Genomic DNA, 23,498 nt, shown 5'->3' on the forward strand with positions numbered 1-23,498 from the left:
ATTAATAGCCTGAATTCTGTTCGAGCTTCTTATTCGCTTCCATCTCCCGAAATGGGATGGGAAAGCGCTTGTGAATCTCCTTGATCGGCGCGTTTCTGCCGAAGCTGTTTTCGTTTGTGACGGCTTCGATCAACTGATCCCGGCGAACGAGGTCAAACCAGCGGTGGCCCTCGAAACACAACTCGAGCCTCCGCTCCAGCAAGACGGCTTCGTTAAAGGCTGCTTTGTCCAGATCGCTCAGTGCGGTCAGTCCGGCGCGATCTCTGACCTCGTTTATCGCTTCGTAAGCAGCCGGCGTAGGGCCGTTGTTTGCTTCATTGAGCGCTTCGGCATAAATGAGCAGCACTTCCGCATACCGCATATACGGCCAGCTGGTGCCTCCGTTGAGACCGACCCTGACCGTTGGGTCTGCCAGCTTCCAGAAGGATACGGCCACCGTGGGATCGGGGTCGTCGACGGATAGATGGACCGTCTGACCGGTGCCCGGATGGACATAGGAAGTTAAAAACGAGACGGCCTTACGCTTGTCATCGGCGGTGTAGCTATCAAAAAGTGACTTAGTGACCCGGAAAATGCCAAATCCGTTGTTGGGTACAATGGGTGCACCTCGCGGGGCATACCCTGTGGTGAAGTGATTGCCTTTGATATCGGTCAGAAACTGCACCTCGAAAATGGACTCCTTGCCACCCCGATTTGCCAGCGTGAATACATCGGCATAGTCTTCCCATAGGTCATAGATTTTCAGATCAATGACCTCTTTTGCCTTGGAAGCGGCCTGCGCCCAGTAGGGCGAGCTCGGCGTGTTGCCCGCGCGGGTAAGGTATACCTTGGCCAGAAGGGCCATAGCTGCGCCCTTGGTGGCCCTGCCTTTTTCAGTTTCATGCAGTAGCGGCAGTGTGGCTTCGGCCTCCGTTAGGTCACTTTCAATGAGTTGATAAACATCTGCTATAGACGAGCGGGGCACTTCAACCTCTTCCAGGTTGGTGGTTTCAGACAGCACCAATGGAAGCTCCCCGAAAAAGCGGACCAGGTTGAAATAGTGCAGGGCCCGGAGGTACTTAGCTTCCGCAATGTAAACGCGTTTAAGCTGTTCGTCCATGCTAATGCCCGGCACCCGGTCTATAATGACATTGCTGTGCTGGATAGCTTTGTACGAAGCTTGCCAGATCTGGCCGGGGTAGATGTTGGCAGCATTGTGGGTATATCGCCAGATGGCTATTCGGTCGGCCCCTCCGGTAAGGAAAGGGATACCATTGTCTGCACAGATCTCGTTTGGCGTCAAAATATGTTCGGCCCAATATAGCTCGTGCAGTACGGCGTAAGCACCGATGACCGCGGCTTTGGCGTCTGTCTCGGTCTTGTAAAACGTCCCTGAAGTAAGGTAACCCCTTGGTGCTACATCCAACTTGGCGTCGCAACCTTGAAGAATAGCAAGTAGCACGAGAAGGCATATGATATGTGGTTTCATAATTATAGCTTTATGTTTAGTCCTAACATGATGGTTTTGGCGTTGGGATATCCATCGAAATCCATTCCTTGGTTGATGGCTGAATTGCCGAACCGGTTGACTTCCGGGTCAAAGCCTTTGTACCGGGTGAATGTCAGGTAGTTTTGCGCAGCGATATATGCTCTAATCTCGCCCAGACCGATACGACGCATGTTATCGCCGGAGATGGTATACCCCAATGCGATGTTTTTCAACCGCAGATAGGAGCCGTCTTCGATATGGAAGGACGACAGAATCCGCTGGCCACCGGTGGAATTTGCCCGCGGGGTCGTTTGACTCGGGTTGGAAGGGGTCCAGCGGTCTAACACATCAATGGATTGGTTGTTGTTGCCATTGAGGTTGTATAGGTCAAACCGCGCGAAATTCAGGATGTCATTGCCCAGACTACCTTGAAGGAAAACGGTAAGGTCAATATTGCGCCAGCGCAGGTAGTGAGTCATCCCGCCGAATACGGGCGGATTGCCGTTGCCGATGACCGTACGGTCGTTATCGTTGATTTCGCCGTCGCCGTTGATATCGGCATACCGAAGATCCCCAGCGGCGGCGTTTGGCTGGCCGGACGAACGGGCCTCTTCATCGGTTTGGAAGATGCCGATGACCTTCCGGCCATAGAAATCGCCCAGCGGTTCGCCGACTTTCATCAATACGGTATTGGTAACGCCATGGTGGCCGCTCGCGGCTCCGGTGGTAAATTCATCGCGTCCATCGAGACTGAGTACCTTGTTTCGATTGAAGGTTAGATTGAGCGAGGTGGTCCACTCGAAGGCGTGCTTTTTTAGATTGTCTGTATTAAGCCCGATTTCAAACCCGCGGTTTTCGACTTCGCCGATGTTGCGCAGTGAAGAGCTGTAGCCGGTGGTCTGAGGGACGTTAACATCAAACAGCAGGTCAAACGTCCGCTTGCGATAGTAATCGGCGGTGAGCCGGACTCGATTGGACCAAAAGGCGACGTCTATGCCGGCATCAAGCTGGGCGTTGCTTTCCCAACCAAGGTTTAAGTTGCTGAGACTGACCGGCACCGCACCGGTCTGCAACACCGGATTGGCGCCTCCGAGCGGATACTGCACGTTGCCTATAATGGAGAGGTAACCGAAATTGCGGATGTCCTGATTGCCCGTAAGGCCGTAGCTGACCCTAAGCTTGAGGTCGGAGATGGTCTGCTGATTGTGCATGAAGGACTCGTTGATGATACGCCAAGCGAAGGCGCCCGAAGGGAAAAAACCGTATTTTTTGTTGGGTCCAAACCGTGATGAACCGTCGGCCCGCGCAGTCAGGGTAAGCAGGAACCGATCCTGAAACCGGTAGTTGATGCGGGCGAGGTAGGATTGCAGCGCCCATTCGCTGGCATCGGAATGGGGCCGCTGCAAGGTGCCCCCGGCTCCGAGGTTGTGATACAACGCAAAATCATCGTTGAAGTCGCGGGCGTTGGCTTCTACGCCTTCGAAGTAGATGCCCTGCACCGTGTACCCTGCAAGGGCGGTCAGGTGGTGGTGGTCATTGAAATCGCGGCTGAAGGTCAGCGTATTTTCATTTAACCATTCGCGGTTCAAACCCGTCGTTATGCGCGCTATGCCGTTGGTTCCCATGCCCAAGCCGATGTTGCGGGTGACGTAATAGTTGAATTTGGTGTTTTCGATGTTGCCTCCCAGCGATGTGCGGAGGGTAAGTCCTTCCAGTAGTTTTACATCTGCAAATGCATTGACCATCAGCCTATTGTTTAGCGACTTATCGGTGATCTCCCGGGCGATACCCACGGGGTTGTCAACCAGGTTGCCGTTTAGTGGGCCTTGGTCGCGGTAGTAGGATCCGTCGGCGTTAAACACGGGAAATACGGGTGCATAGTTTACGGCAGCATTCATCACCCCAGCGTTGGATCCGCCGCCGATCTGCGAGTGGGCGGCCTGGCCCTTTATCATCGCACCGGTAAGGTTTAGCCCTAGCACTACATGCTCGGAAAGCTCCCTATCGATATTGGTACGAAGCGTATAACGCTTGAAGCTGGACCGTTCGATAATGCCCTGCTGGCTGTAGATATTGCCGGAAATAGCGTAACGCGTTTTGCTTTCGCCGCCGGTAAGCATCAGCTGATATTGCTGTAACGGGGCCGGGCGGAGAACTTCGTGCTGCCAGTCCGTGTCGACCTCAATCTGATTGGGGAGTGCGCGCTCGGCAGACGACCCGTCGAAATAGGGCTCGCCGCCACCGTTGATTCTGGCTTCGTTGATAAACTCGGCGTACTGACGGCTGTTGAGCAAGGGGATGGTATGCCGTACGGTTTGCATGCCGTAATAGCTTTCAAAGGCAATATCGTTTTGATCGGCTTTACCCCGCTTGGTAGTCACGATAACGACGCCGTTGGAGCCGCGCGAGCCGTAAATTGCGGTCGACGAGGCGTCTTTCAGAATTTCGATGGACTCAATATCTGCGGGGTTGAGCGTATTGATCGAGCCCGTGGGAAACCCGTCAACGACATAAAGCGGGTCGTTGCCGGCATTGACCGACCCGGTACCGCGAATCCGTATGGTGGCGGGCGCGCCGGGGCTCCCGGAGTTTTGAGTCACCAATACACCCGGCGCTCGTCCTTGTAGCGCACGACCGAAATCGACAACCGGCGTCGATTTGATATCACGCTCGGAGATGGTCGCTACGGATCCTGTCAGATCGGACTTACGCACCGTGCCGTAACCCACTACGACGACCTCTTCGAGATCATCTACCGCTTCTCTCAAAACCACGTCATGGACGGAGGAACTGCCGATAGCGCGTTCGACCGGATGGTAGCCAACCATCGTGAAGACTAATGCGGTTTCATTGCCGGATATGGCAATCCGATAGGCGCCGGCACGGTCGGAGACAACACGCTGCTGAGATTGCTTCAGCGCAATTGTGACGCCTTCGAGCGCCTCTCCTTTTTCGCTGGTGACGCGCCCCGTGACGACGCGTTGCTGGGTCTGCGTGCGGGGCGCCGCCCGGGAAATGATGACGTTGGCCTCTTCAATGGTGTAGGTCAGCGGCAATCCGTGCAGGCATTGGTCTAGCGCGTCGCGCAGCGTAGCATCTTTGCAGACTATGCTAACCTTGGGCGCTTGGGTGATGGCATCAGCATCAAATAGAAAGTGGTAGCCGCTCTGCCTGTTTAGTTCCTGAAAAACGGTTTCTAATGATACTGAACGGAGTTGCATCGTGATTTTCTGCGCACTGGCAAATACACTGAAATGCAAGCTAATCACAACCAAGACAGCACTCAATTTCATAATTACCGATAGATATAACTGGTGTAATGCGCTTTGGGACATGCCCAAAGCAGCTTTTTTTTCATACATTTGAACAAGGTTTGTTAGTTAAAATTGGTTTTTGCAAATCACCGAGCAATTAACGAATCGAGGGTCCTTGACCCCGGCAGTCGGAACGCGGCAACGTTCCGGCTGTTTTCGCTATTGTTGGAGGTATGGCTATTTCATAATCAGAATTTTACCTCCTTCCATTTGATAGCGCAGCAGGCCGGTCGCCTGCAATGCTTTCATCAGTTTGTTTACCTCTTGAAACCGCTGAACGCTGCCTCCGATTCGCTTACCTGCCATGCCGTCCCGATACTCGACCTCGACATCATACCAACGTGCCACCTTCCGCATAACCTCTTCTATAGGTTCGTTATGAAAGGTAAATAGCCCGTCTTTCCACGAAGCGACGCGCCGTGTGTCTACAGCGGCCCGCCTGATCGTGTTGCCGTCCGCTTCGATCAGCGATTGCTCTCCGGGACTGAGAATGAGCGAACGGCCCGCAAGTGGGCCATCTCCCGATCTTTCGACACGTACACTCCCCGAAATAAGCGCAGTCTTTACGTAGCCATCATCGGCGTAGGCGCTTACGTTGAAGGTGGTTCCCAGCACTTCCAGCGTTTGCAGTGCCGTCTGCACCACAAAGGGCTTTTTTGAGTCGTGGTGTATTTCAAAAAACGCTTCACCTTCGATGGTAACCACCCGTTTGTCTTCGGCGAATTGTACTGGAAATATGATCGACGATGCTGCATTGAGCCAGACTCGGCTGCCGTCCGGCAAGGTGAGCCGGTACTGCTTGCCTTTAGGGATATGAATGCTGTGCTCTGCTTGGACGGTACCGGTGGAATGCGCTGATTGGCGATACTCCAGCTCAGAACCTTCCATAACGACGGATACACCGGCTTCACTGGCCACCACTCCGTTCGATGCCTCCTCCAGGTCGACCACTGTGCCATCGGCCAAACGGAGGACTGCTTTATCCGTGCCTGAGGCCGGAAGTGAGGTTGCTGAAACGGTAGTATTGTTGTCTTCGGCTTCCTGCCAAGGTTCGTTGACGGGCTGTGTCCACCAAAGCCCGATCCCGATGCAAATTAGTGCCGCTGTGCCGCCCAACCAATGGGTATAGCGCAGCAAGCCACTGTGTCGGCGCGATTTGCGTTCAAAGTCGGGATGGTTGATGATCGTAGAGATCATCTTTTGACGATTAACGGGAATCTGATCATTATCTTCTTCTTGGCGCAGGTGTTCGTCCACCCAGGAAGCAATGACCTCGTCTTGATCGTTGGCTGACAAGTATTGGTGAAGCTCGTCAAATGCTGCTCTGCTGATTCGCCCCGACGCAAATGCGTCCAACAGTTTCCTTATATGCTCCTTTTTTTCCATAGCTATCCCGCGTTATGGGCGTGACCGTTATTGTGGTCTATTATTAATAAGTACGTGGCAGCTACGGGAGTGGGTAGTGGATCGGTAAAAAAAGTTAACACAAAAACAGCAGGGGGATGCAGGTGACGCCATGCTGTTCAAAATGCTTTCGTAGTATTTTTAGTGCATTGATGAGGTGATACTTTACCGTATCGCGCGATATCTGCATGCGCTCGGCGATTTCTTGGTAGGTGAGTCCCTCGCCTCTGCTCAGCATGAACACGGCATGCTGCTGGTCCGATAGCCGCTTTAACCCGGTTTGGGTGACATGTGTCAGCTCGCGAAGATTGAGCTGTTCTTCGGTGTTGTTATGGGCAATCGCTATGCGGTGATATAGCCGATCCAAAAAGGCTTTGGATGTCGCGGCTTTCCGCCAATAGTCGGTGATGGTACGTCGGGCGGTGACATATAGGTAGGGTACAACCGACCGTTGGTCATCCAAATACTCGCAATGCAACCAAAACTGCAGAAACGTATCCTGGACGATCTCTTCGCTTAGGGTTTCGTCACGAAGCAGCCGGAGCGCAAACTGGTATATTTTTCTATGATGTGCTTCGAATACTTCCTCAAAAGCCGACTGGTCACGTTGCCTGAGACGATGAACGAGGTCTGTATCATGAAGATTTCTCACGTTGGAACATAATTAATTAGTGTATTGGACTTGGATAGTAAGACAAACTACTAAAAAAAATCGGACATTTACAAATCGAACTTCAGACATCTGTAACGTATACCATCGGGCCGCCGAAATTGTTCCAATCTTTACCAAAAGACAATCTTGGCCCAATGTTCAGTTAACACATCCAACCCACCTTTGCGGAGTTTATACACCAAATATCGTGTAATGGCTTTCATAACGATTGAGTGGGTAAACCGGCATATGCGAGGTGACATACCTAGCCGTAACGCGCCTGTATGGTTCCAGCCTGGGCGATAGCAATAAAACAACGACTGATGAAAACGAACACGATTATTCATATTCTCGCGGTGAGCGCAGCGCTTCTCGTGGTGGCTCCGGCCTCATCGCAAATCCGCCCGGTTGCTTATGTAGGCAACGCGCATTCGCACAACGACTACAGCCGAAATAATCCGTTTACCTTGGCGTATAGTCTGGGTTTTGGATCTATGGAGGTGGATCTGTTCCTAAAGGATGGCGAACTATACGTGGCCCACGATGCGCACGAAATTAGCGACGAGCGTACGTTTGACAAGCTCTATTTGGAGCCGATCCTTAGGGCATTTAAAGATGCTGAAGATGGTTATCTCTATCCCGATCAGGGCCAGCTTCAGCTGCTGATCGATCCGAAAACCGATGGAGGGCCCGTCCTTAACGTGCTGACTGAGAAATTGCGGCCGCACCGCGACTATTTTGACAGCAAGAACAATCCCAAAGCGGTTAAGCTGGTTATCAGCGGCAAAAAGCCCGAGGCGGCCAACTTTGCCGACTTTGACGAAATGTTCTTTTTTGACGGGGATCTGGGTGTGCATTACACCCCGGATCAACTGGCACGCATCGGCTTGTTCAGTGCTCCGTTCCCCGCTATTTCTAAATGGAATGGCTTTGGAAGACTTACCGAACCGGATTTGATTAAGGTGAAAGCCATTGTAGACTCGGTTCATCGTATCGGAAAGAAAATCCGCTTCTGGGCAAGCCCGGATACGCGGACTACCTGGTATGAATGGGTCAAATTGGGGATCGACTACATTAACACCGATGACCCGATAGGCGTATCGGAATTTATGCGCAACTACGCCCGGCATTTTTACCGCGAAGACGCACCTTATGTGCCTTACCAACCGCGCTACACTGCGAAACTGGGTACAAGGCCGCGCAATATTATCCTGTTAATTAGCGATGGGGCCGGGTTGTCTCAGCTGTCGGCCGCCGCAATCGCTAACCGCGGATTGCTGAATGTGCTTAATATGCCATACACGGGTTATCTATACACCAGCTCGACAGACAACTACCATACGGACTCCGCTGCGGGCGGTAGCGCCCTGGCCACGGGTGTCAAAACCCGTAACCGTTATATCGGCGTGGATACGCTCGGAAATCCGGTAACCAATATTCCTGATCGCCTCGCCACGAAAGGAATTGTTAGCGGCATCGTCTCTAACGACCGTGTAACGGGAGCAACACCGTCTTCATTTTATGCACATGTCAGCGAGCGCGACCTGTTGGATAGCATTGCTCACGATTTGTTAGACTCGAAGCTGTCATTGGTGGTGGGCGGTTTCCACCCCGCCTTTGCAGAAGCAGACAGCGCGTTGCTCGTCGAGCTGCGCAACAAAGGCTTTGACGTGCAAGAGGGGTTGGAGGGCATTGAAAAAAGCAAGAGCAAGCGAGTGCTGGCATTCGCGTCAGACAGGGTAAGCCGTGAATGGGATAAACTGAGTAGCGAGCAGGGCAGTATCAATACTGACTACCGAATGATCGAACATGCGTTCCTCCCTTCAGTGACATTTTTGAACACGCAAAGCGGTGACAATGGCTTCTTTTTGATGGTTGAGGGTGCTAAAATTGATGGCGGCGGCCATAGCAACTCAATACCCTTTACGGTGACCGAATACCTGAGTTTCGATAGGCTGGTCGGCCAGGCGCTGGAATATGCCGATGCCGATGGGGAAACGCTGGTCATCGTCACGTCTGATCACGAAACAGGGGGGCTGGTCGTGCTGGATGGCAACGATAAAACCGGTGAGGTTCTGGGCCGTTTTGCCACGACAGACCACACCGGCATACCTGTACCACTGGCCGCTTATGGCCCGGGGGCGGAGCATTTTCGGGGTTTCGTGGATAATGCTGAGATTGCTAAACGTATCTACAAACTATTGCAGATCGAATAATCCCTATTCTCGCAAATTCTGGCGAGCGCACGATTACGAACCGTTTGCAAGCAGCTTATCTCACCAGCCTATATTCAATGATACATCCCCGCATATTGCTCTCGTCGGGTTTCTCTTCCGTGGGGCCGGAGGTCACCGCCGACTTGTCCGTGATTACAAACAGTTTCATCCCGTCTGGAGCTATACAGATATCCCGGTAGCGTACGTTCGCTTCAATCAGTTTCTCAGGCTCGCTGGCTAATCCTTCGCCATCAGGTCGTAACGGGATGCGATAAAGTGCCCCTGCCTTAAGCGTAGTCAGCAATAAACTGTTTTTCCATTCCGGTTTTCCCTCGTGGTGATAAAAGGCTAAACCGCTCGGTGCCACCGATGGCCATTCTGGACTTTCCGACGCACGTATCTGTTTCATCTTGTCAAGAAGGTATTCATTGTCCGAGGGCATAAAGCTATATATCGGGTCGCGGTACGCTTCGCCCAGTTGGGCAGCGGCGTCCTGCTCGCTAACGATCAACGGGTAGCTGGTGTTCCATGGTCCCGGAAGGTGGCTGTGTGGTGAGACCCCGGCTGCCAGACCGTTATAGTTTCCGTCGGCATAGCCGATGATCAACGGATGTCCGTAGTTTTTTCCCGGCTCGATCCGGTTTATCTCATCGTCCGAAAATGGGCCATGCTCGCTGGCGTACAAATAAGTCGCTCCATTGACGTTGCCCCATGCGAGCCCTTGCGCGTTTCTATGCCCGATGGAATATACCGGCGACAGTGTGTCGGCGTTGAAGGGATTATCATCGGGGATCCACGCGCCGGGCCCTTGCCTGGAATCATCGGCATCCGCGAGGTAGCGCAGTATTTTGCCTTCCTTTGTCCCCGGATCCTGAGCGAAATTCGGTCGTCCGGCGTTATCATATTGCCCCGCCCCCAAATCGCCAACTGCATAAAATAGATAATGGTTTCCTTTGGCGGGCATAATGATCAGCCTTCCGCCATTGTGATCGTTGCTCCCGGGTATATCGTCGTCTATTACTTCTTCATTGACCAGCTGCTTACTATGGTCTTCGTAACGGTAGCGAACAACTTTCGTTTTGAACAGGCAGCCACCAAAATCAGGAAGGCACCCATTTCCTTCGTTGCCGGCTTCTTCAAACTTATAGACGTAAGCTAAATACACAAACGGTTTTCCGGACGAAAAATCGGGATGCAGCGCCAGGCCCATTAAGCCGCCTTGTGGCCATGGCTTGCCACCGGTGTCCAGTGTGTCGTGCCGCGGGAACAAGCGCTTGTCAGTCAGGTCGAGGACGGTTGTCATGCTCCCCGATTCGGGGTCTATTCTGCACACACGGTACGTTTTGCTTTCGGTAATCCACAAATAGCCATCAGAACCGTACGAGATCGACCAAGGATCAGCCAGATCTGAAGCCACTATTCGTTGCTCAAATGCCTGCTGCTGCGCATCTGATGCGTTCACTGTTAGCAGTGCCAAACTAAGGGGAAAGACGCTTTTATGCATATGATACGTTTTACGAGAAAACCCGCAATAGGCAGTTTTGTTGGCATTGTTAGAAAGATCGCCTGCATACAATTTTTTTACGATATTAGCTCCATGAACAAAACCATTGGAATGTGCTTGGCAATATTGTTGCCACTTGCCTACGGCTGTACCGGAAACAGGCCGGCGGATAAGCAGGACGAACAGATGACCATTATCAACCCTGTATTGCCCGGAGATCATCCAGACCCCACGGTAATTAAAATCGGCGACACATACTGGGCATCAGCCACTTCAAACGAATGGGCGCCGCTGTTCCCGATTTACAAGTCCAATGATTTGGTCAACTGGGAACAGGTTTCCTATGCATTTGCCGATCTGCCCGAATGGGCAAGGAACAATTTCTGGGCACCCGAGTTGGCTTATGACGAGGAACAGGGCAAGGTGTACCTGTACTATACCGCTCGCGATAAATCGACCGGACGCCTGGCCGTGGCCGTGGCCAGCGCCCCGGCTCCCGAAGGACCGTATACCGATCATGGGCCGCTGATAAGTCAGGAATTGGGTTCTATAGATGCATATGAAGTGAAAGACGAGGACGGCAAAATCTATTTGCTATGGAAGGAGGATGGCAATAGCAAAGGTCAACCCACTCCGATGTGGGCGCAGGAGATCAATCCGGAAAGAACGGAACTGCAGGGAGAAATGCATCTGCTTTTTGTAAACGACAGTGAATGGGAAGGTCAGCTGGTAGAGGGAATCAGCGTGTTCAGGCACAACGATTACTACTATGCTACCTATTCAGCGGGAGCTTGCTGCGAGGTGACCTGCAATTACAAAACTGGAGTAGCGCGGGCCAAGCATATACTGGGGCCGTGGGAAAAATATGAACGTAACCCCGTATTGGTTGATAATGATCATTGGAAGTGTGCCGGCCACGGGACTGTGGTGGAGCGCGGAGGCGACTTCTATTACCTGTACCATGCGTACAACCAGGCGGGAAGTGTGTATGTAGGCCGGGAAGGCGTTCTGGAAAAGATCAACTGGACAGCTGATGGCTGGCCGGTGTTTGCCAACGACGCAACCTACAATCGCGACGTTGCCTCAGTAGATTATACTGATCGTTTTGAGTCGCTGAACCCTGTTTGGCGTTGGCGGGTAAACCAACCGGTGGAATACCGCGTAGGGGCGGATGGCCTGTTTTTGACGGCATCTGAGGCTAACGATGGCATCGGCACCCTGCTCGTCCAACCCGTCACCTCCATCGATTACGAGGTGATGGCGGATATCAACATCGCGAACACCGGTGACGAGGCAGGGGCGTCCGTCGCGATGATCGGTGGGGCAAACAACCGGTTCGGCGCTCCGATCGCCGGCATCGGGATAGGCGTATTCGGGAAAAAGGTGAAAGTTTGGCGGATCGCGAAAGATGATGTGCAGTACATGGAGGAACTTGATATTGACGGGACGGGAGACACCGTGTCCCTCAAAATGGCGGTGTCAGATGGCCATATTGTTGACTTTTCATGGAAAGAGGGGGAAGTATGGAACACGGTGATGGAAGGGTATGACGCTGCTTCGCTCGTGCCCTGGGGAATGGGATTCCGTGCCGGTGTTGCTGCCCAGGGAAAAGACGGAGGACCGGTCAATATCACGAAATTTGAAATCAAGAACAGGTAAAGGAGGTCAATCGTGGCAGGAATGAAAGCTGTCGTATGCCTGGTGCTTAGCGTTCTTCTCGGCACAGCAGTCTGTGCACAGGAATCCTCAAACCCGAATTGGATCCGACCGGATCATCGTAGCAGCGATCCGGTTTGGGGCGCTAAGAATGGCATTGTTTTCAGCCTTTGGCCCTACGGTGTGGAAAATTCCGGAAACCGCTATGGTGGTGGGCCGAGGGGTTTGATCCGCGTAGGCTATGAAAGCGGAGGAGAAGTACACATGATAAACTTCCTGGCCATTGAACCGGTGGTGGATGGGAAAATGGAGTTCAGTGAGATTTCGCCCTCTGTGGTAGACGGCGTATGGGGGAAACTGCTTTGGGCCGGAGATACGCCTACACCGGGTCCGTATCATCCTTCAGCGAAGACGCGGGGAACCATCAGTCGCATCGGTGAGGGTGCCGGTGCGGCGGAAGAACTGGCGGTTTTTGTGTTTATGGAGCGCTTCGCCAACGGCGCAGCGCCCTACCTGCGGCTGTCGATCCGCAGCGACCGGCCTGAGGAGCTGTGTGTGCAGGTGTTTCACCACGATCAAAGCGCACTCATGGATCGCTGCGCAATAACGGCGACTATGGGCAACTACCCCAGACTGAGGCGGCTCCACTTAAAAAATGGGGTAATCCGATCTGAGCAGCTCTATGCCGGATTCGACGGGATCGATTTCATTGAAAAGGAGAGCTTTCCCGGCAGTGAAATGCTGGAAGACAAAGCTGGTAACCGATGGGTATTTGCTACGGGCAATGAGCCGATAGCGCAACTACTCGCCTGGCCGGAGGATTCGCTGGCCAAGACCAAGTTGAATTGGAAATACCGGACACCGTTCAAACTGACCCAGTACTGGAAAAAAGAGAAAGGTGATGTTGACCCCTCGCTGGTCGTGCGGGTTAACGGCAGAGCCCGGTATTGGAGCGGCGGAAGTAGGGATACGTCGCACTATATGCCGATTCCAGGAGGCCCGTCATTCGAAAACTTCGAACTGCGTGAAAAATATGTCGCTGGCCAGAAGTTCTATTACGGTTTAACTAAAAGAACGCCGGAAGAGATCATAAAGGCGGATTCCCTTTAACCGCTATCCGTAACCGGTTGTATGCTGCTGTATCGGATAGCGAGCTCAGCTTTCTAAAGGCTTGTTTATATAACGCGATTTGGGTAAGTTTGTGATTATGAAGCTATCGTTGATGTTTTTATGCTGGTTCGTTATGGCGGCATATGCTGCTCCCGCGTTTTCGCAGTCTGAAAGCTTATTCAATGGCAAGGACTTGACAGGCTGGCACATTGATGTGCCGGCAATGGACGGCGGGGCAGACGTAACAAGCCCGTTTATTGTCAGGGACGGCCTTTTGGTGAGCTTGGGCAATCCGAATGGTCACCTTATAACGGACCGATCATTTAGCGACTACCGCCTGGAGGTCGAATATCGCTTCGCCGGAGAACCCGGCAACTGCGGGGTGCTGGTGCATACCTCTACACCCCGCGTCTTGTATGATATGTTTCCCCAGTCAATCGAGGTACAGATGATGCATGAAAATGCAGGTGATTTCTGGTGTATCGGCGAGGATATCCGTGTGCCCGACATGGAAGAAAGGCGCGGGCCAAAGGCTAACTGGGGCAGTACGGATGGCAAAGAGCGCAGGATCAAGAATCTTACGGATGGTTCGGAGGCTCCCGTGGGCGAGTGGAACCGTATGAAAATTGAGGTCTTAGACCGGCGTGTCCGCGTGTGGGTGAATGGTGATTTGGTGAATGACGGCTTTGAGTGTACGGCAAAGGAAGGTCGTATTGCCCTGCAAGCGGAAGGTGCAGAAGTGGAATTCAGGAAGGTGCTGCTGACCCCCATTGACCGGCTTTCTTCTATTCGGTAAATCTTTTTTTTTACCATGTTACCTGTGGACAGCGGCGCGGAGATCATGATCAGCTACGATGTAATCCGTGCCGGATATCAGCTGATAACGCTGTCTGGCGCCTCGGCAGCAACTTGCGCCTTAGGTTTCTGCTGAATGAGATAGACACCGACAAGAATCAGTGCGCCGCCGGCAGCGTGAGACCACGCGAGCCGCTCACCATCCAGCAGCCCCCACATTACCGCGACAATGGGCATGAGGTAAGTAACCATAGCGGCGAAAATTGCAGACGTGAGCTGCAGCAACTTGTAGTATAGTATCATGGCCAGCGCCGTGCCGACAAGGCCGAGAATGGCCACGTAAGCTAAGCCTTGCCATTGTGGCGCTGTACCTTCAAACGTGGAGAAGAAACCGCTGAATCCAAGAATGAGCAGCGCCGGCCCGAACCAGACGGTAAACACGACAGAAGACAGCTTGAAAGATGGTATGCCCGAAAGGTGCCTCGTGATAATCAGACCGTTCATTCCGTAAAATGCCGTGGCTAATACTATGAGCAATGAATGGAACGCGTCACTTCGACCGCCGTTTCCACCGTCGCCAACAAGGACCGCAGCTCCAATAAATCCTATAACGGCTCCAACGACTTGCGACCATCTGCTTTTTATTCCGAAAAATAAGTAGCCGAATAAGAGTATAAAAATAGGGACCAGTGAATCCAGAATACCGGCCATGGAACTGCTGACTTTTTCCTGCGCAAGCGGGAACAGAAACATCGGAATGAAATTGCCCATCGCACCGCCTGCAACCACCCATGGCATAAGTTTTCTGGGAATATGTCTTAAATTGCGGACACCGAAAACGACCAATATGATTCCGGCGGCGCATAGGCGCAACGCGCCCACCTGTAGGGGAGTGTACACACCGAGGCTTTGCTTAATCAGGATAAAAGAACTGCCCCAAGTCAGGGTAAGGAACCCTAACAAGAGCCATTTTTGATATGTCGGACGCAAGAATACTTTTTGGCGAATTTCCGCTTTTCTGCTGAAAATGCCAACTTTAGCGCGAAAAAATTACTCGTCTTTATTCGGCAGATCGTCGGGCTCCAAATTGCCTGAAGCGGTACCGGCTAAGTCACTCCCGCCGGTATCTGTCTCCCTCACATCATCGGTTTCCCGAATATCGGAGTCTTCGTCTTCGTCATGCGTTTTGTGCTTATCAGCAGACGCTGAGCTGTAATTCGCCCGCTCGTTTTCTGCAATCCCGCGCTCGCGCGTTTCCGGATCTGAGGGTTTCTTATGCTCTTGATTTTCCATATCTACTTCTATTCGTTTATCAGAAACAACAGCGCGGAAAATGAAAAGTTTGAAAAAGGCAACAGCAAAAGGACGGAGTTAAACGCGTCCTTTTGCATAGTTGTCACTTAGTACGGAGGTATACGTTTCGATAAGTGGATTTGAGAATCAGGTTGGTGCCGCCACCATTGATCGTGCCTTCTATGTTTTCCGGTTCGCTCCCGCCGGCGGCAAACCCTCTGATTGAAATAGCGCCCAAAGCAGATAAGCTGTCTGACAAAATCACCGCTCCACGCCCCCCGCCGACATTTACAGCAAGGCGCTCCCCATTTACCGGAATATATACGTTACGGACGGAAGGTTTTGCATCAGCGCTGGTTATCCCAACATCATCGCGTCCGTCTTCTTTTGGCGTAATGGAAATATCTAGCTCATCAGCCGCATAAAGCTTGCCATAACTGGTACCCAATGTGAGATTGGCCTTAGTGGCCTTAGGAATTGCTACGTCGACGTGCCCGTATACCGAGATGATGGAGATGGGCCCCTTTATATCATTTGCAAAGGATGCCTCGACGTCCCGGTAAACCGTCTTTACGTTCATGGGGCCACTGTTGTTTTCAAGGATGATCCCATTATAGCTCGTGGAAACTTCAAGCTCTCCTTTTATATTTTTGATATGAAGGGTGTCTACAAATATTGACTTTTCATTGTTGAATGTCACGTTCATCCGGTTGGGTACCTTGATTTTCAGCACATCGTTGCGCCTGCTGTTGCCCACGAGGTTTACCTCAACATGCTGACCTTTGTCGGTCACACTGATGCCGAGGCCGGTGTTGTCTTTGTAGCCCAAACTGCTAAGCGCTTGTAGCCCTTTCGCCCGCTCGTCTTCTTCTTCCGGCGCACGCTGGCTAGAAAAGATGATTTCGTTACCCTCATAGCCTTCGATAATGGCTCCCGTCAGGTTAAGACGTAACGTACCCGTATTTTTCTTAATGCTGTATTCCTTTTGCGCCCATGCTGAGAAGCACAGGGAGAGAAAGAGTGCCAAGGTGATAGTCTGCTTTTTCATGTGATTTTGTTTTTATTGTTGATGTTATATATGCGTAAAACGGATCTTACAGCTTGTTTTGCCGCAGCAAGACGGCGTAGGCCTCGTCTTTTACCGCAGCGAATGTGTACGGATCCCGAACCAGTGCAAAAAGTGTTTCTTCAACATCCATATTGTCCAGTTGTCCGATTATTTTGACTAACCCGAGCTGCACCAACGGGTCATCCTGTGTGGTGAGTGATACGGTGAAAATATGGGCGACCTTTGGCTCATGCAGGTGCTGGCTGAGCACATCCAATGCAGCCAAGCGGACATTGGTGTTGTTGTCGCGATTCATCGTCTCGGCAAGCAGTGCCACCAGCTGATCGTCCATGCGGCGCGATTGCTCGATTTCGAGTATGGCAGCCAGCCGTTTGCTCGCTGAACTGCTGTCTGCAAGCCGGGATGCTAACGGTGAGGGCTGTGCTGCCAGGCGCTCAGTAGCCGCAGTTCGAACGGTGCTCTTCTTCTGTACGGGCTCTTCTTGAGCCGCAGGGCGGGCTTCCGCTTGTTCGGCCGCAAGGGGTACCACAGTAGGCGTGTCTTTGAGGATGACCTGTTGCGTAGGTTGCTGGGCCGGCTGTTGAGCTAAGCGTGGCTCGCTGAGGGTGTTAACATCGCTGCGATCAAGCAGCCAATATACGCACAGCAGGCCCAATAGCAGCGATGCTGCAGCCAGCCACTTAGCGCCTGTGTATCGCTGGAAGTATCCTCTCTTCACGGGTGGAGGGGTGGGGTTGAGCTGTGACCTCAGGCGGTCCAACACCAAGTCTGATGGTTCCAGATGATCGAATTCATCCCGGTGTTTTTGTATGAATTTTTTTATCGGATCGTTCATGATAATGTCTTGTCTTTTAGCACTTGAATCACTTTTTTCTTGGCACGGTGATACTGCGAGCGCACTGTCGTATGCGAAATACCGAGCATCTTGCCAATTTCCTCTTGAGGAATGTCTTCAAAAAGGTAGAGACTTAAAATCGTTCTGTAACCGGACGGCAGTTGTTCGATGGCCCGTCGTACATCCGCTACCTTGCAATCAAACAGCGCTTCTTCTTTTTCATCGTAGTTTTCTTCATCAGCTACATCAAATGTTCCCGTCTCGTAGAAGCGGATTTTTCGTTTCCGCAGATAGGTGATCGAACGGTTGAGTGCTATCCGGTTCACCCAAGCGCCGAAGCTCGCCGCGTTCTGCAAACGGTGAATATCCGAAAAAGCATGGTAAAATGACTCCTGCAGGATATCTTCCGCTTCGGCCGTATGCGAAATAATGCGACATATGGAATTATACACGGTCTTTGCATACTTGTTGTACAAGCCCGTGAAGCCCATTTCATGCCCCGCACGGCACAAGGCAATCAGTTCAGTTTCGTCATTCTTCCCTAATGGTCGCAATGTCTATCTTTTATGATTCACTGTTTAGTCGTCAATTGTTTATTAATGTTGCACGGGAAAATGCCCATTGAAATAAAGATTTGTTAAAATACCTATTTTATACCCGACGCTTCGGTTGAAGCAATCGCGCTAAAAGTAACACTTTATGCGGTCGAGCGGGCGGCCGAGCGTAAGGCCGAGCGTTACTTCATGCGATCCGTTTTGCAGGCCGTTGAGGCGGCTCAGCATATAATCATATGAATATCCGATTCGGAGCCGATCGGTCGCGAATACCTGAACAACAGCGGAGACCGAGTTTAGTCCACGTAGGCGGTCGCCCGTAAACCGCTCGTAATTCCTGCGAAATGCCGAAACCCCCGAACGTATACCTCCCCCCAACCAAAGGCGGTCGCCAAGGATGGCCATTACGTTTAGATCGAGACTGGGCGGGCCCATGAGATCATCCTTATACAAAATGCTGGGCCGTAACTTGGTGTATTCGTCAATATCGATGAGCATGCCGCCAATTACGTAGAGGTGCTGCCTGCGCCTGATGCGGTCAATCGTGGTGTGATCCCAGCGGAAAAGGTTGTCTGCGCTTTTTCCCGATAGTAGGTCCATGATCGCGGCCCCGGCATACCACTTGGCGCTGTGGTAGTAAACACCAAAGCGTATATCCGGCACAAAGTTGCTGATTTTACCGGGAGGAAGTACGCCGTCTCCGTCGTCCAACACTACTATTTTAGTGCCATCAAGGCTGTATTGGGTAATACCTGCACCGACACCAAAACTGAGACGTTGGGTGTCTTCACGGTCCAAGCGCAAGCGGTAAGCGTAGTTGAGGTAAGCCGATGTAGTGGTCTGCGGGCCGATCTGGTCGGCCATGATCTGTACCCCGCCACCATGGCGCCTGGCGCCATACAGGTCGAGCAAACCATCTAGCGATAGTAGGCCTGTTTGCGGAGCGCCTTCCAAATCCACCCATTGGCTTCGCAGGCCCAATTGGGCAAACAGTTCTTCCTTATACCCAGCGTATGCGGGATTGACGCTCATTGAATTGAATATATATTGCGTAAACTGGATGTTCTGCTGAGCCTGTACCGGGACTATTAGCCCGAGTGCGGCCAGCAGAAATACGACTATCCAAGTTTTCTTCATTGCCATGGTTATTATTGTCGTTTCACCAGCACCCACCCTTTATGGATGGTCTCGACACCATCCTTCGTCAGCAGAAGGCGATAGTAATATGTGCCTTCCGCTACACCCGTAGCATCCCAGTTTTGCCGGTAGCTGCGGCTGCGGTACACTTCATCACCCCAGCGGTTGAAAATAGTCAGGTCACCGTTATCATAGTTTTCCAGCCCCTGAATGACAAAGAAGTCGTTTTTACCATCACCATTAGGCGTGACGGCGTTAGGAATAAGCAGTTCGGCTTCTGCTATAGTCATCCGGACGGTGGCAAAGTCTTTCAGGCCACTTTCATCGGTGATTTCGTATATAAATGTGTCTTCGCCGACGAACCCGATGTTGGATGTATAGGTAATGCTGCCATCGCTATTGACGAATACCGTTCCATTTCTCGGCTGCACGACTACGCGCACCCTGCTAACTAGGATGGGGCTGTTGCCCGGAAGGTCGTTTTCGAGCACCAGCACGGCGAGCCGCCTTCCGGAGCGGCCTTCCTTTGCATCGTCTGTAGCTCGGGGGCCTCGGCTGCCCGACACCAGTTTGGTGAGCCAGCTTTCGTCTGCTGACGGTGTAGCTGCTGCGATCCAATCACGGGCATGGATTCCCTGCGCAATTCGTTCCGTGTTGCCGCCCATCCAGTTGCCGCTTCCGGCGTATTGGACGATCTGTGCGCGTTCGTCTACATAGGCGCCACCATTGGTGATGCTGTTGTGCTGCAGCGTGTAGGCGGTATACACCGCTTCGTCGGCATAGATATGCCACATCCGGTCCATTCCTCCGTCCCTGAGGGAGTCGATAATGGGCTCGGCGGCTTCGTAGTCCTGCACACCGACATACAAGGTTGCCGGACGTGCGGGCGATAGGGTGGCCGGTGTGTAGTCGTCTTCGGCGATGCCAACAGGGAATGTAAAAGGCAAAGTTGACCCATATGTTTTGACAACATGTCCGTCTATGCGATTGCCAGTCACAATCATCCGAGTGCGGCTGTATCCGGCGAAGCGGCCTTCGGTGCCCAAGTAAAGGTTGTGCCCATTCAGCACGATATCGCCGCTATCTACAGCAAACTCCAAAAGAGCATTGAGGCGCAGGGCCGCTGACTGCGGTTCACCATCCGGTGGACTATCTGCATCATACCCAGGGTCGGCAATATTAGACAAAACAAGGTTGTTCGGGTTACGTAGCTCAAGGGTGACACCGATCGGGCTGCCATTGTTGGCATCGATCTGGGTGGGTGCCGCAGGCATATCTTCATAAAACGGATTATTCCCGGGATCATGGATAATGATTTTGCCTGTACCGCTGAAGGTGGCGGTAGGTGCAATCCAAATGTTGCGGCTCCAGATTTCGAGTGTACCATTAATGATCCAGTGGGTGTTCGGGCCGAAATAACTGGTTTCTGCAAAGCGAAGTTCCACGGTTTCCGGTTCGATGATGACGGTGGAGTTGTCGGCAGTGGTACTGCCAATGCCGGTTTGGGTGTGGGCAGGCAGGGAGACAGCTAGTAATATGCCGAGCAGCCATAGCGTCTGGGCTATGGTAGTCTTCGGAGATATGGCTGCTGGCTGCTTCATGAGACTGACTGCTTTATTGCTGTTACCATTTCACCCGTTGGTAGATCATCGGATTGGACGTGACGGTGCAATTGTATGGGGATGCTGTGCTGGTATTGTTTCCATGATTTCCACCGTCCTCATCTGCGTGGGTGACTGAGGCACTCACTGTATAAGAGGACAGCTTAGGGGTGCTCGTTGGCTGTGGAGTCAAGCGGAACCGGATAGCGTCGGGGTGGGTGAAGCCTCTTCGTAAGGTCTCAACCGATGGATTATCCAGACGAAATTCGTAGGTAGTATCATCATTGGATACGATTGTCCAGCGTGAATGATTGATCGGCGTGAGCGTAATACCCGCCGGGTGGTTAACTGTGACGGTAATTTTATTTATGTTTACATTTACATCATCCGTCCCGAGATTAGAAACCTGTACCATAAATACGTTACCCTTCGCATAGTCAATGCACCTTCCATCGGCAATGAGGTCACCCAATATGAGGTCAACTCCATCAGCGTAAACAGGGGTTCGCACTGAGGAGATGTTGTTGAGTGGGTCCTCATCATCGTAGTCGGTTCCTTCGGGAAGATCAAGCATCACTGTATTGATGATGTGATTGCCGGGTGGCGTTTGATGTAGGGTGCCTGTCACTTGTATCCGGCCCGTTTCACCCGCCGCAATGGATACGGTTCCCTGAATAATGTTGGTTTCGGTTTCTTGTATCTCAGATGCCACCTCCAAAACATCGGGATTAAGCACAATAATGCTTTCAGGGTCGATCGTAAACGTCTCAGGGCTTAAGACGTTGCCATAAGCATCCTTAATGGTATCTCTTACTACAATGCCTGTGATACGTGCGTCTGTGTCGTTGACCACTTCGATGGTGTACGTAATTTCGTTTTCGTTGGCGTCTCCGCCCCCTGCATTAGTGGGAATCAAGAAGTCTTTGTCCGCCAATTTTACGGTTCGCAGGTTGCCCAGCGTGGTTACAAGAATATTGCGGATTTCGTGGTAGTTGAAACCACTTCCGGTAGATGCAGCAAAACCTACTTTCATTGTCGGCGGAGGCGGCACAGTTGTTTGATAAGTTAACAATTCAGTAAATGCAGCTCCGGGAGCTTTGGTCCACCGTACGGTAATGTCATACAATCCTGCTCCTGTGTTATACATGATAGTGATTTGAACGCGTCGGTAAAAAACATCACTCGAGGGGCGTTGGGCGGTAGTAGTATTGTAATCCAACTCATCATCTCTGACGTTTCCGCTAAGTTGATTTCCAGTTAGGTACCTATTGGTTGAGCTGAGGTTGTCGGTCGTTGGCCCTCGGAGAACAATGGAGTTTGGCCTTCTGCCCGGCCCTCCAGAACGACCTTCTGTGGGATTTGAAAAGTTTCCGTAAGCGTCTAAGCCTACACCGATATATCCCCCTGCTAACCCTTGCGGAACACCCCCAGCGTTATTTGGAGCGTAGCCTAAAGAGCCCCCATAGCCTCCCAAACGAAAATCTGTTGTGGCATCAAATAGAAACACGCTTAGCCCATCAGCGCCACTATAGGAGCCATCGCTATGGCTTCTCCACATCTTGTATTCAAAATCAATCAACACGCCCATTCCTGACGGGAAAGACCGGTCGATATAGGCAAACCCCCGTTGATTGATTCGATCTCGGGTGAGCCGGAGCCAACCGCTGCCCACTGGGTCGTCGATTCCCGAGGTAAAGTAGGCTTCTCCCTGAGTTCCTCCGGGGCCACCTACAACGATATCCGGATAGTTGTTGCCCCTGAGGTCATCGATTATGGTAAACTGGGCTTTGCTGGTATGGCAGCAGTACACGATACTTGCGACGACTAGCGAGGTCATCCGAAAAACGGTATTGAGGTCCATCAATCGGCGATGCATAACCAGTTTCTTTAACCCCTTCATCTTTACTTAGTCTTTAATTACAAACACGATGTTCATGAACGATGTAGGGGTGCCCGGACCGATGACGCGGTAACTAAGTTCTCCATTTTGATTGATGCTGAGGTCGGCAAATACGTCATCGTCATAATAGGTAATGTAGTAATACAGATCTTCGGCTTGCGGTAGATAGGGTATTGTTTCAGGAGCACCGGTACTTCCTACCAAACCAGGCGAACCAGCTCCAGTGAATTGGTTTACATATTCTTGGTAGAGATTCCTGGTACGCAAGGGCCCTGTAGGATTAGGGCTTGAGGTATCAAATACTATAGACGGCATGTAAAAGAAGCGGACAAACTTGTTAGGTGATATTGTTTTTAGCACACCGTTTGCGTCGGTCACCAGCAGATTGTCTTGGTCAACATCCCCCGGTTGCAATCCGGTGATGGCAAGGGTGTTGGTCGCGTCAGTTTCAATTTCGGTTGGTTTGGTTAGTGCGCCGCCGAGCTTTATATGCCCTTCCGTAGCGGGGTCTATCGTTTCGATATGTAATCCATTAGAAGCTTCTGATGAATTGATGTTTGCTGCCAGCTCATCGATGGCCGCCTGGACGTCTGTTGCTGCCAGCAGGCTAGTCGTGTTGTTATATGCGATGTTTACGGCCCTCAGGTCGACGGTCTGCGTCTGTCCGAGGGTGTTGGTGTATGTCAGGATGCCCGTTGCGGGGTCGTATTCCAGCTCGGTGTTGTTCGGGGCGATGGTTGTTGGCGTGCCGTCCTCGTCGGTGTACGTCAGCGTGTTGGTTGTCGCGTCGTAGTCGAGTTTGCCGACGTTCAGGTCAAAGGAGTGCAGGGTGTTGTCCTCGTCGCGGTAGTTGAGCACGTGGCCGGCGTCGTCGTAGTCGAGCACGGTTAGTGTCTCCAGGTCTGCGATGTTGATCACATGCGGGTTGCCGTTCTCGTCGTTGTAGGTGAAGGTTCCGTTTGCGTTGGCCACGATGGAGGTGATTGTTTC

At 52.0% G+C, this 23,498-nt stretch carries 18 protein-coding genes; 4 read left to right on the top strand and 14 right to left on the bottom strand.

Annotation, left to right across the window (positions count from 1 at the left end):
• Window position 1: 1 nt before the first annotated feature.
• The 4 genes from ACFOET_RS20005 to ACFOET_RS20020 form a co-directional block, all read right to left on the bottom strand.
• Window positions 2-1,468 carry a RagB/SusD family nutrient uptake outer membrane protein gene (locus tag ACFOET_RS20005; protein WP_379026035.1) on the bottom strand — a complete coding sequence of 489 codons (1,467 nt, stop codon included), beginning with the start codon at window positions 1,466-1,468 and terminating at the stop codon, window positions 2-4.
• A 2-nt stretch (window positions 1,469-1,470) separates the two neighbouring features.
• Window positions 1,471-4,761, bottom strand: coding sequence for a TonB-dependent receptor (locus ACFOET_RS20010; protein ID WP_379026037.1), 3,291 nt, complete (start codon window positions 4,759-4,761; stop codon window positions 1,471-1,473).
• A gap of 198 nt (window positions 4,762-4,959) precedes the next feature.
• Window positions 4,960-6,168 carry a FecR family protein gene (locus ACFOET_RS20015; protein ID WP_379026039.1) on the bottom strand — a complete coding sequence of 403 codons (1,209 nt, stop codon included), beginning with the start codon at window positions 6,166-6,168 and terminating at the stop codon, window positions 4,960-4,962.
• 94 nt (window positions 6,169-6,262) lie between these two features.
• A complete protein-coding gene (locus ACFOET_RS20020) occupies window positions 6,263-6,838 on the bottom strand; it encodes an RNA polymerase sigma factor (RefSeq protein ID WP_379026041.1) in 576 nt (191 codons plus the stop codon).
• Between the two features lie 323 nt (window positions 6,839-7,161).
• Here ACFOET_RS20020 and ACFOET_RS20025 point away from each other — a divergent pair, with 323 nt between their 5' ends.
• A complete protein-coding gene (locus ACFOET_RS20025) occupies window positions 7,162-9,054 on the top strand; it encodes an alkaline phosphatase (RefSeq protein ID WP_379026043.1) in 1,893 nt (630 codons plus the stop codon).
• A gap of 55 nt (window positions 9,055-9,109) precedes the next feature.
• On the opposite strand, the gene ACFOET_RS20030 is transcribed toward ACFOET_RS20025, so the two are convergent.
• The gene (locus ACFOET_RS20030) at window positions 9,110-10,558 is read right to left on the bottom strand and encodes a PQQ-dependent sugar dehydrogenase (RefSeq protein WP_379026045.1); all 1,449 of its coding nucleotides are present in this window, start codon (window positions 10,556-10,558) and stop codon (window positions 9,110-9,112) included.
• A 93-nt stretch (window positions 10,559-10,651) separates the two neighbouring features.
• On the opposite strand from ACFOET_RS20030, the gene ACFOET_RS20035 reads away from it, so the two are divergent.
• The 3 genes from ACFOET_RS20035 to ACFOET_RS20045 all read left to right on the top strand — a co-directional run bounded on the left by ACFOET_RS20035 (window position 10,652) and on the right by ACFOET_RS20045 (window position 14,120).
• Window positions 10,652-12,217, top strand: coding sequence for a glycoside hydrolase family 43 protein (locus tag ACFOET_RS20035; protein WP_379026047.1), 1,566 nt, complete (start codon window positions 10,652-10,654; stop codon window positions 12,215-12,217).
• Window positions 12,218-12,229: 12 nt separating this feature from the next.
• A complete protein-coding gene (locus ACFOET_RS20040) occupies window positions 12,230-13,324 on the top strand; it encodes a hypothetical protein (RefSeq protein WP_379026049.1) in 1,095 nt (364 codons plus the stop codon).
• 133 nt (window positions 13,325-13,457) lie between these two features.
• Window positions 13,458-14,120, top strand: a complete 663-nt coding sequence (locus tag ACFOET_RS20045) for a 3-keto-disaccharide hydrolase (protein WP_379026051.1) — start codon at window positions 13,458-13,460, stop codon at window positions 14,118-14,120.
• Between the two features lie 77 nt (window positions 14,121-14,197).
• Here ACFOET_RS20045 and ACFOET_RS20050 read toward each other — a convergent pair whose 3' ends face one another.
• From ACFOET_RS20050 to ACFOET_RS20090, 9 genes are all read right to left on the bottom strand, one after another.
• The gene (locus ACFOET_RS20050) at window positions 14,198-15,109 is read right to left on the bottom strand and encodes a DMT family transporter (RefSeq protein ID WP_379026053.1); all 912 of its coding nucleotides are present in this window, start codon (window positions 15,107-15,109) and stop codon (window positions 14,198-14,200) included.
• Between the two features lie 60 nt (window positions 15,110-15,169).
• Window positions 15,170-15,412, bottom strand: a complete 243-nt coding sequence (locus tag ACFOET_RS20055; RefSeq protein ID WP_379026055.1) for a hypothetical protein — start codon at window positions 15,410-15,412, stop codon at window positions 15,170-15,172.
• A gap of 103 nt (window positions 15,413-15,515) precedes the next feature.
• Window positions 15,516-16,460 (bottom strand): DUF4097 family beta strand repeat-containing protein, encoded by a 945-nt coding sequence (locus ACFOET_RS20060; protein WP_379026057.1) that lies wholly within the window; start codon window positions 16,458-16,460, stop codon window positions 15,516-15,518.
• 46 nt (window positions 16,461-16,506) lie between these two features.
• Window positions 16,507-17,316 (bottom strand): HEAT repeat domain-containing protein, encoded by an 810-nt coding sequence (locus tag ACFOET_RS20065; RefSeq protein ID WP_379026059.1) that lies wholly within the window; start codon window positions 17,314-17,316, stop codon window positions 16,507-16,509.
• Window positions 17,313-17,870, bottom strand: a complete 558-nt coding sequence (locus ACFOET_RS20070; RefSeq protein ID WP_379026061.1) for an RNA polymerase sigma factor — start codon at window positions 17,868-17,870, stop codon at window positions 17,313-17,315. Before ACFOET_RS20070 ends, ACFOET_RS20065 begins: the two co-directional genes overlap by 4 nt.
• A 129-nt stretch (window positions 17,871-17,999) precedes the next feature.
• The gene (locus ACFOET_RS20075) at window positions 18,000-19,013 is read right to left on the bottom strand and encodes a PorP/SprF family type IX secretion system membrane protein (protein WP_379026063.1); all 1,014 of its coding nucleotides are present in this window, start codon (window positions 19,011-19,013) and stop codon (window positions 18,000-18,002) included.
• Between the two features lie 5 nt (window positions 19,014-19,018).
• Window positions 19,019-20,608 carry a T9SS type B sorting domain-containing protein gene (locus tag ACFOET_RS20080; RefSeq protein ID WP_379026065.1) on the bottom strand — a complete coding sequence of 530 codons (1,590 nt, stop codon included), beginning with the start codon at window positions 20,606-20,608 and terminating at the stop codon, window positions 19,019-19,021.
• 22 nt (window positions 20,609-20,630) lie between these two features.
• The gene (locus tag ACFOET_RS20085; RefSeq protein ID WP_379026067.1) at window positions 20,631-22,508 is read right to left on the bottom strand and encodes an L-type lectin family protein; all 1,878 of its coding nucleotides are present in this window, start codon (window positions 22,506-22,508) and stop codon (window positions 20,631-20,633) included.
• A 6-nt stretch (window positions 22,509-22,514) separates the two neighbouring features.
• The coding region (locus ACFOET_RS20090) for a hypothetical protein (RefSeq protein WP_379026069.1) at window positions 22,515-23,498 on the bottom strand (984 nt) is incomplete at its 5' end.

It is taken from the genome of Parapedobacter deserti (assembly GCF_042646065.1).
Classification (GTDB): Bacteria; Bacteroidota; Bacteroidia; order Sphingobacteriales; family Sphingobacteriaceae; genus Parapedobacter; species Parapedobacter deserti.

Bases quoted from the DNA above. Each gene is read 5' to 3' on its own strand.
- ACFOET_RS20005 (WP_379026035.1), bottom strand. From the start codon at position 1,468: ATGAAACCACATATCATATGCCTTCTCGTGCTACTTGCTATTCTTCAA.
- ACFOET_RS20010 (WP_379026037.1), bottom strand. From the start codon at position 4,761: ATGAAATTGAGTGCTGTCTTGGTTGTGATTAGCTTGCATTTCAGTGTA.
- ACFOET_RS20080 (WP_379026065.1), bottom strand. From the start codon at position 20,608: ATGAAGCAGCCAGCAGCCATATCTCCGAAGACTACCATAGCCCAGACG.
- ACFOET_RS20085 (WP_379026067.1), bottom strand. From the start codon at position 22,508: ATGAAGGGGTTAAAGAAACTGGTTATGCATCGCCGATTGATGGACCTC.
- ACFOET_RS20045 (WP_379026051.1), top strand. From the start codon at position 13,458: ATGGCGGCATATGCTGCTCCCGCGTTTTCGCAGTCTGAAAGCTTATTC.
- ACFOET_RS20015 (WP_379026039.1), bottom strand. From the start codon at position 6,168: ATGGAAAAAAAGGAGCATATAAGGAAACTGTTGGACGCATTTGCGTCG.
- ACFOET_RS20060 (WP_379026057.1), bottom strand. From the start codon at position 16,460: ATGAAAAAGCAGACTATCACCTTGGCACTCTTTCTCTCCCTGTGCTTC.
- ACFOET_RS20065 (WP_379026059.1), bottom strand. From the start codon at position 17,316: ATGAACGATCCGATAAAAAAATTCATACAAAAACACCGGGATGAATTC.
- ACFOET_RS20025 (WP_379026043.1), top strand. From the start codon at position 7,162: ATGAAAACGAACACGATTATTCATATTCTCGCGGTGAGCGCAGCGCTT.
- ACFOET_RS20055 (WP_379026055.1), bottom strand. From the start codon at position 15,412: ATGGAAAATCAAGAGCATAAGAAACCCTCAGATCCGGAAACGCGCGAG.
- ACFOET_RS20075 (WP_379026063.1), bottom strand. From the start codon at position 19,013: ATGGCAATGAAGAAAACTTGGATAGTCGTATTTCTGCTGGCCGCACTC.
- ACFOET_RS20035 (WP_379026047.1), top strand. From the start codon at position 10,652: ATGAACAAAACCATTGGAATGTGCTTGGCAATATTGTTGCCACTTGCC.
- ACFOET_RS20030 (WP_379026045.1), bottom strand. From the start codon at position 10,558: ATGCATAAAAGCGTCTTTCCCCTTAGTTTGGCACTGCTAACAGTGAAC.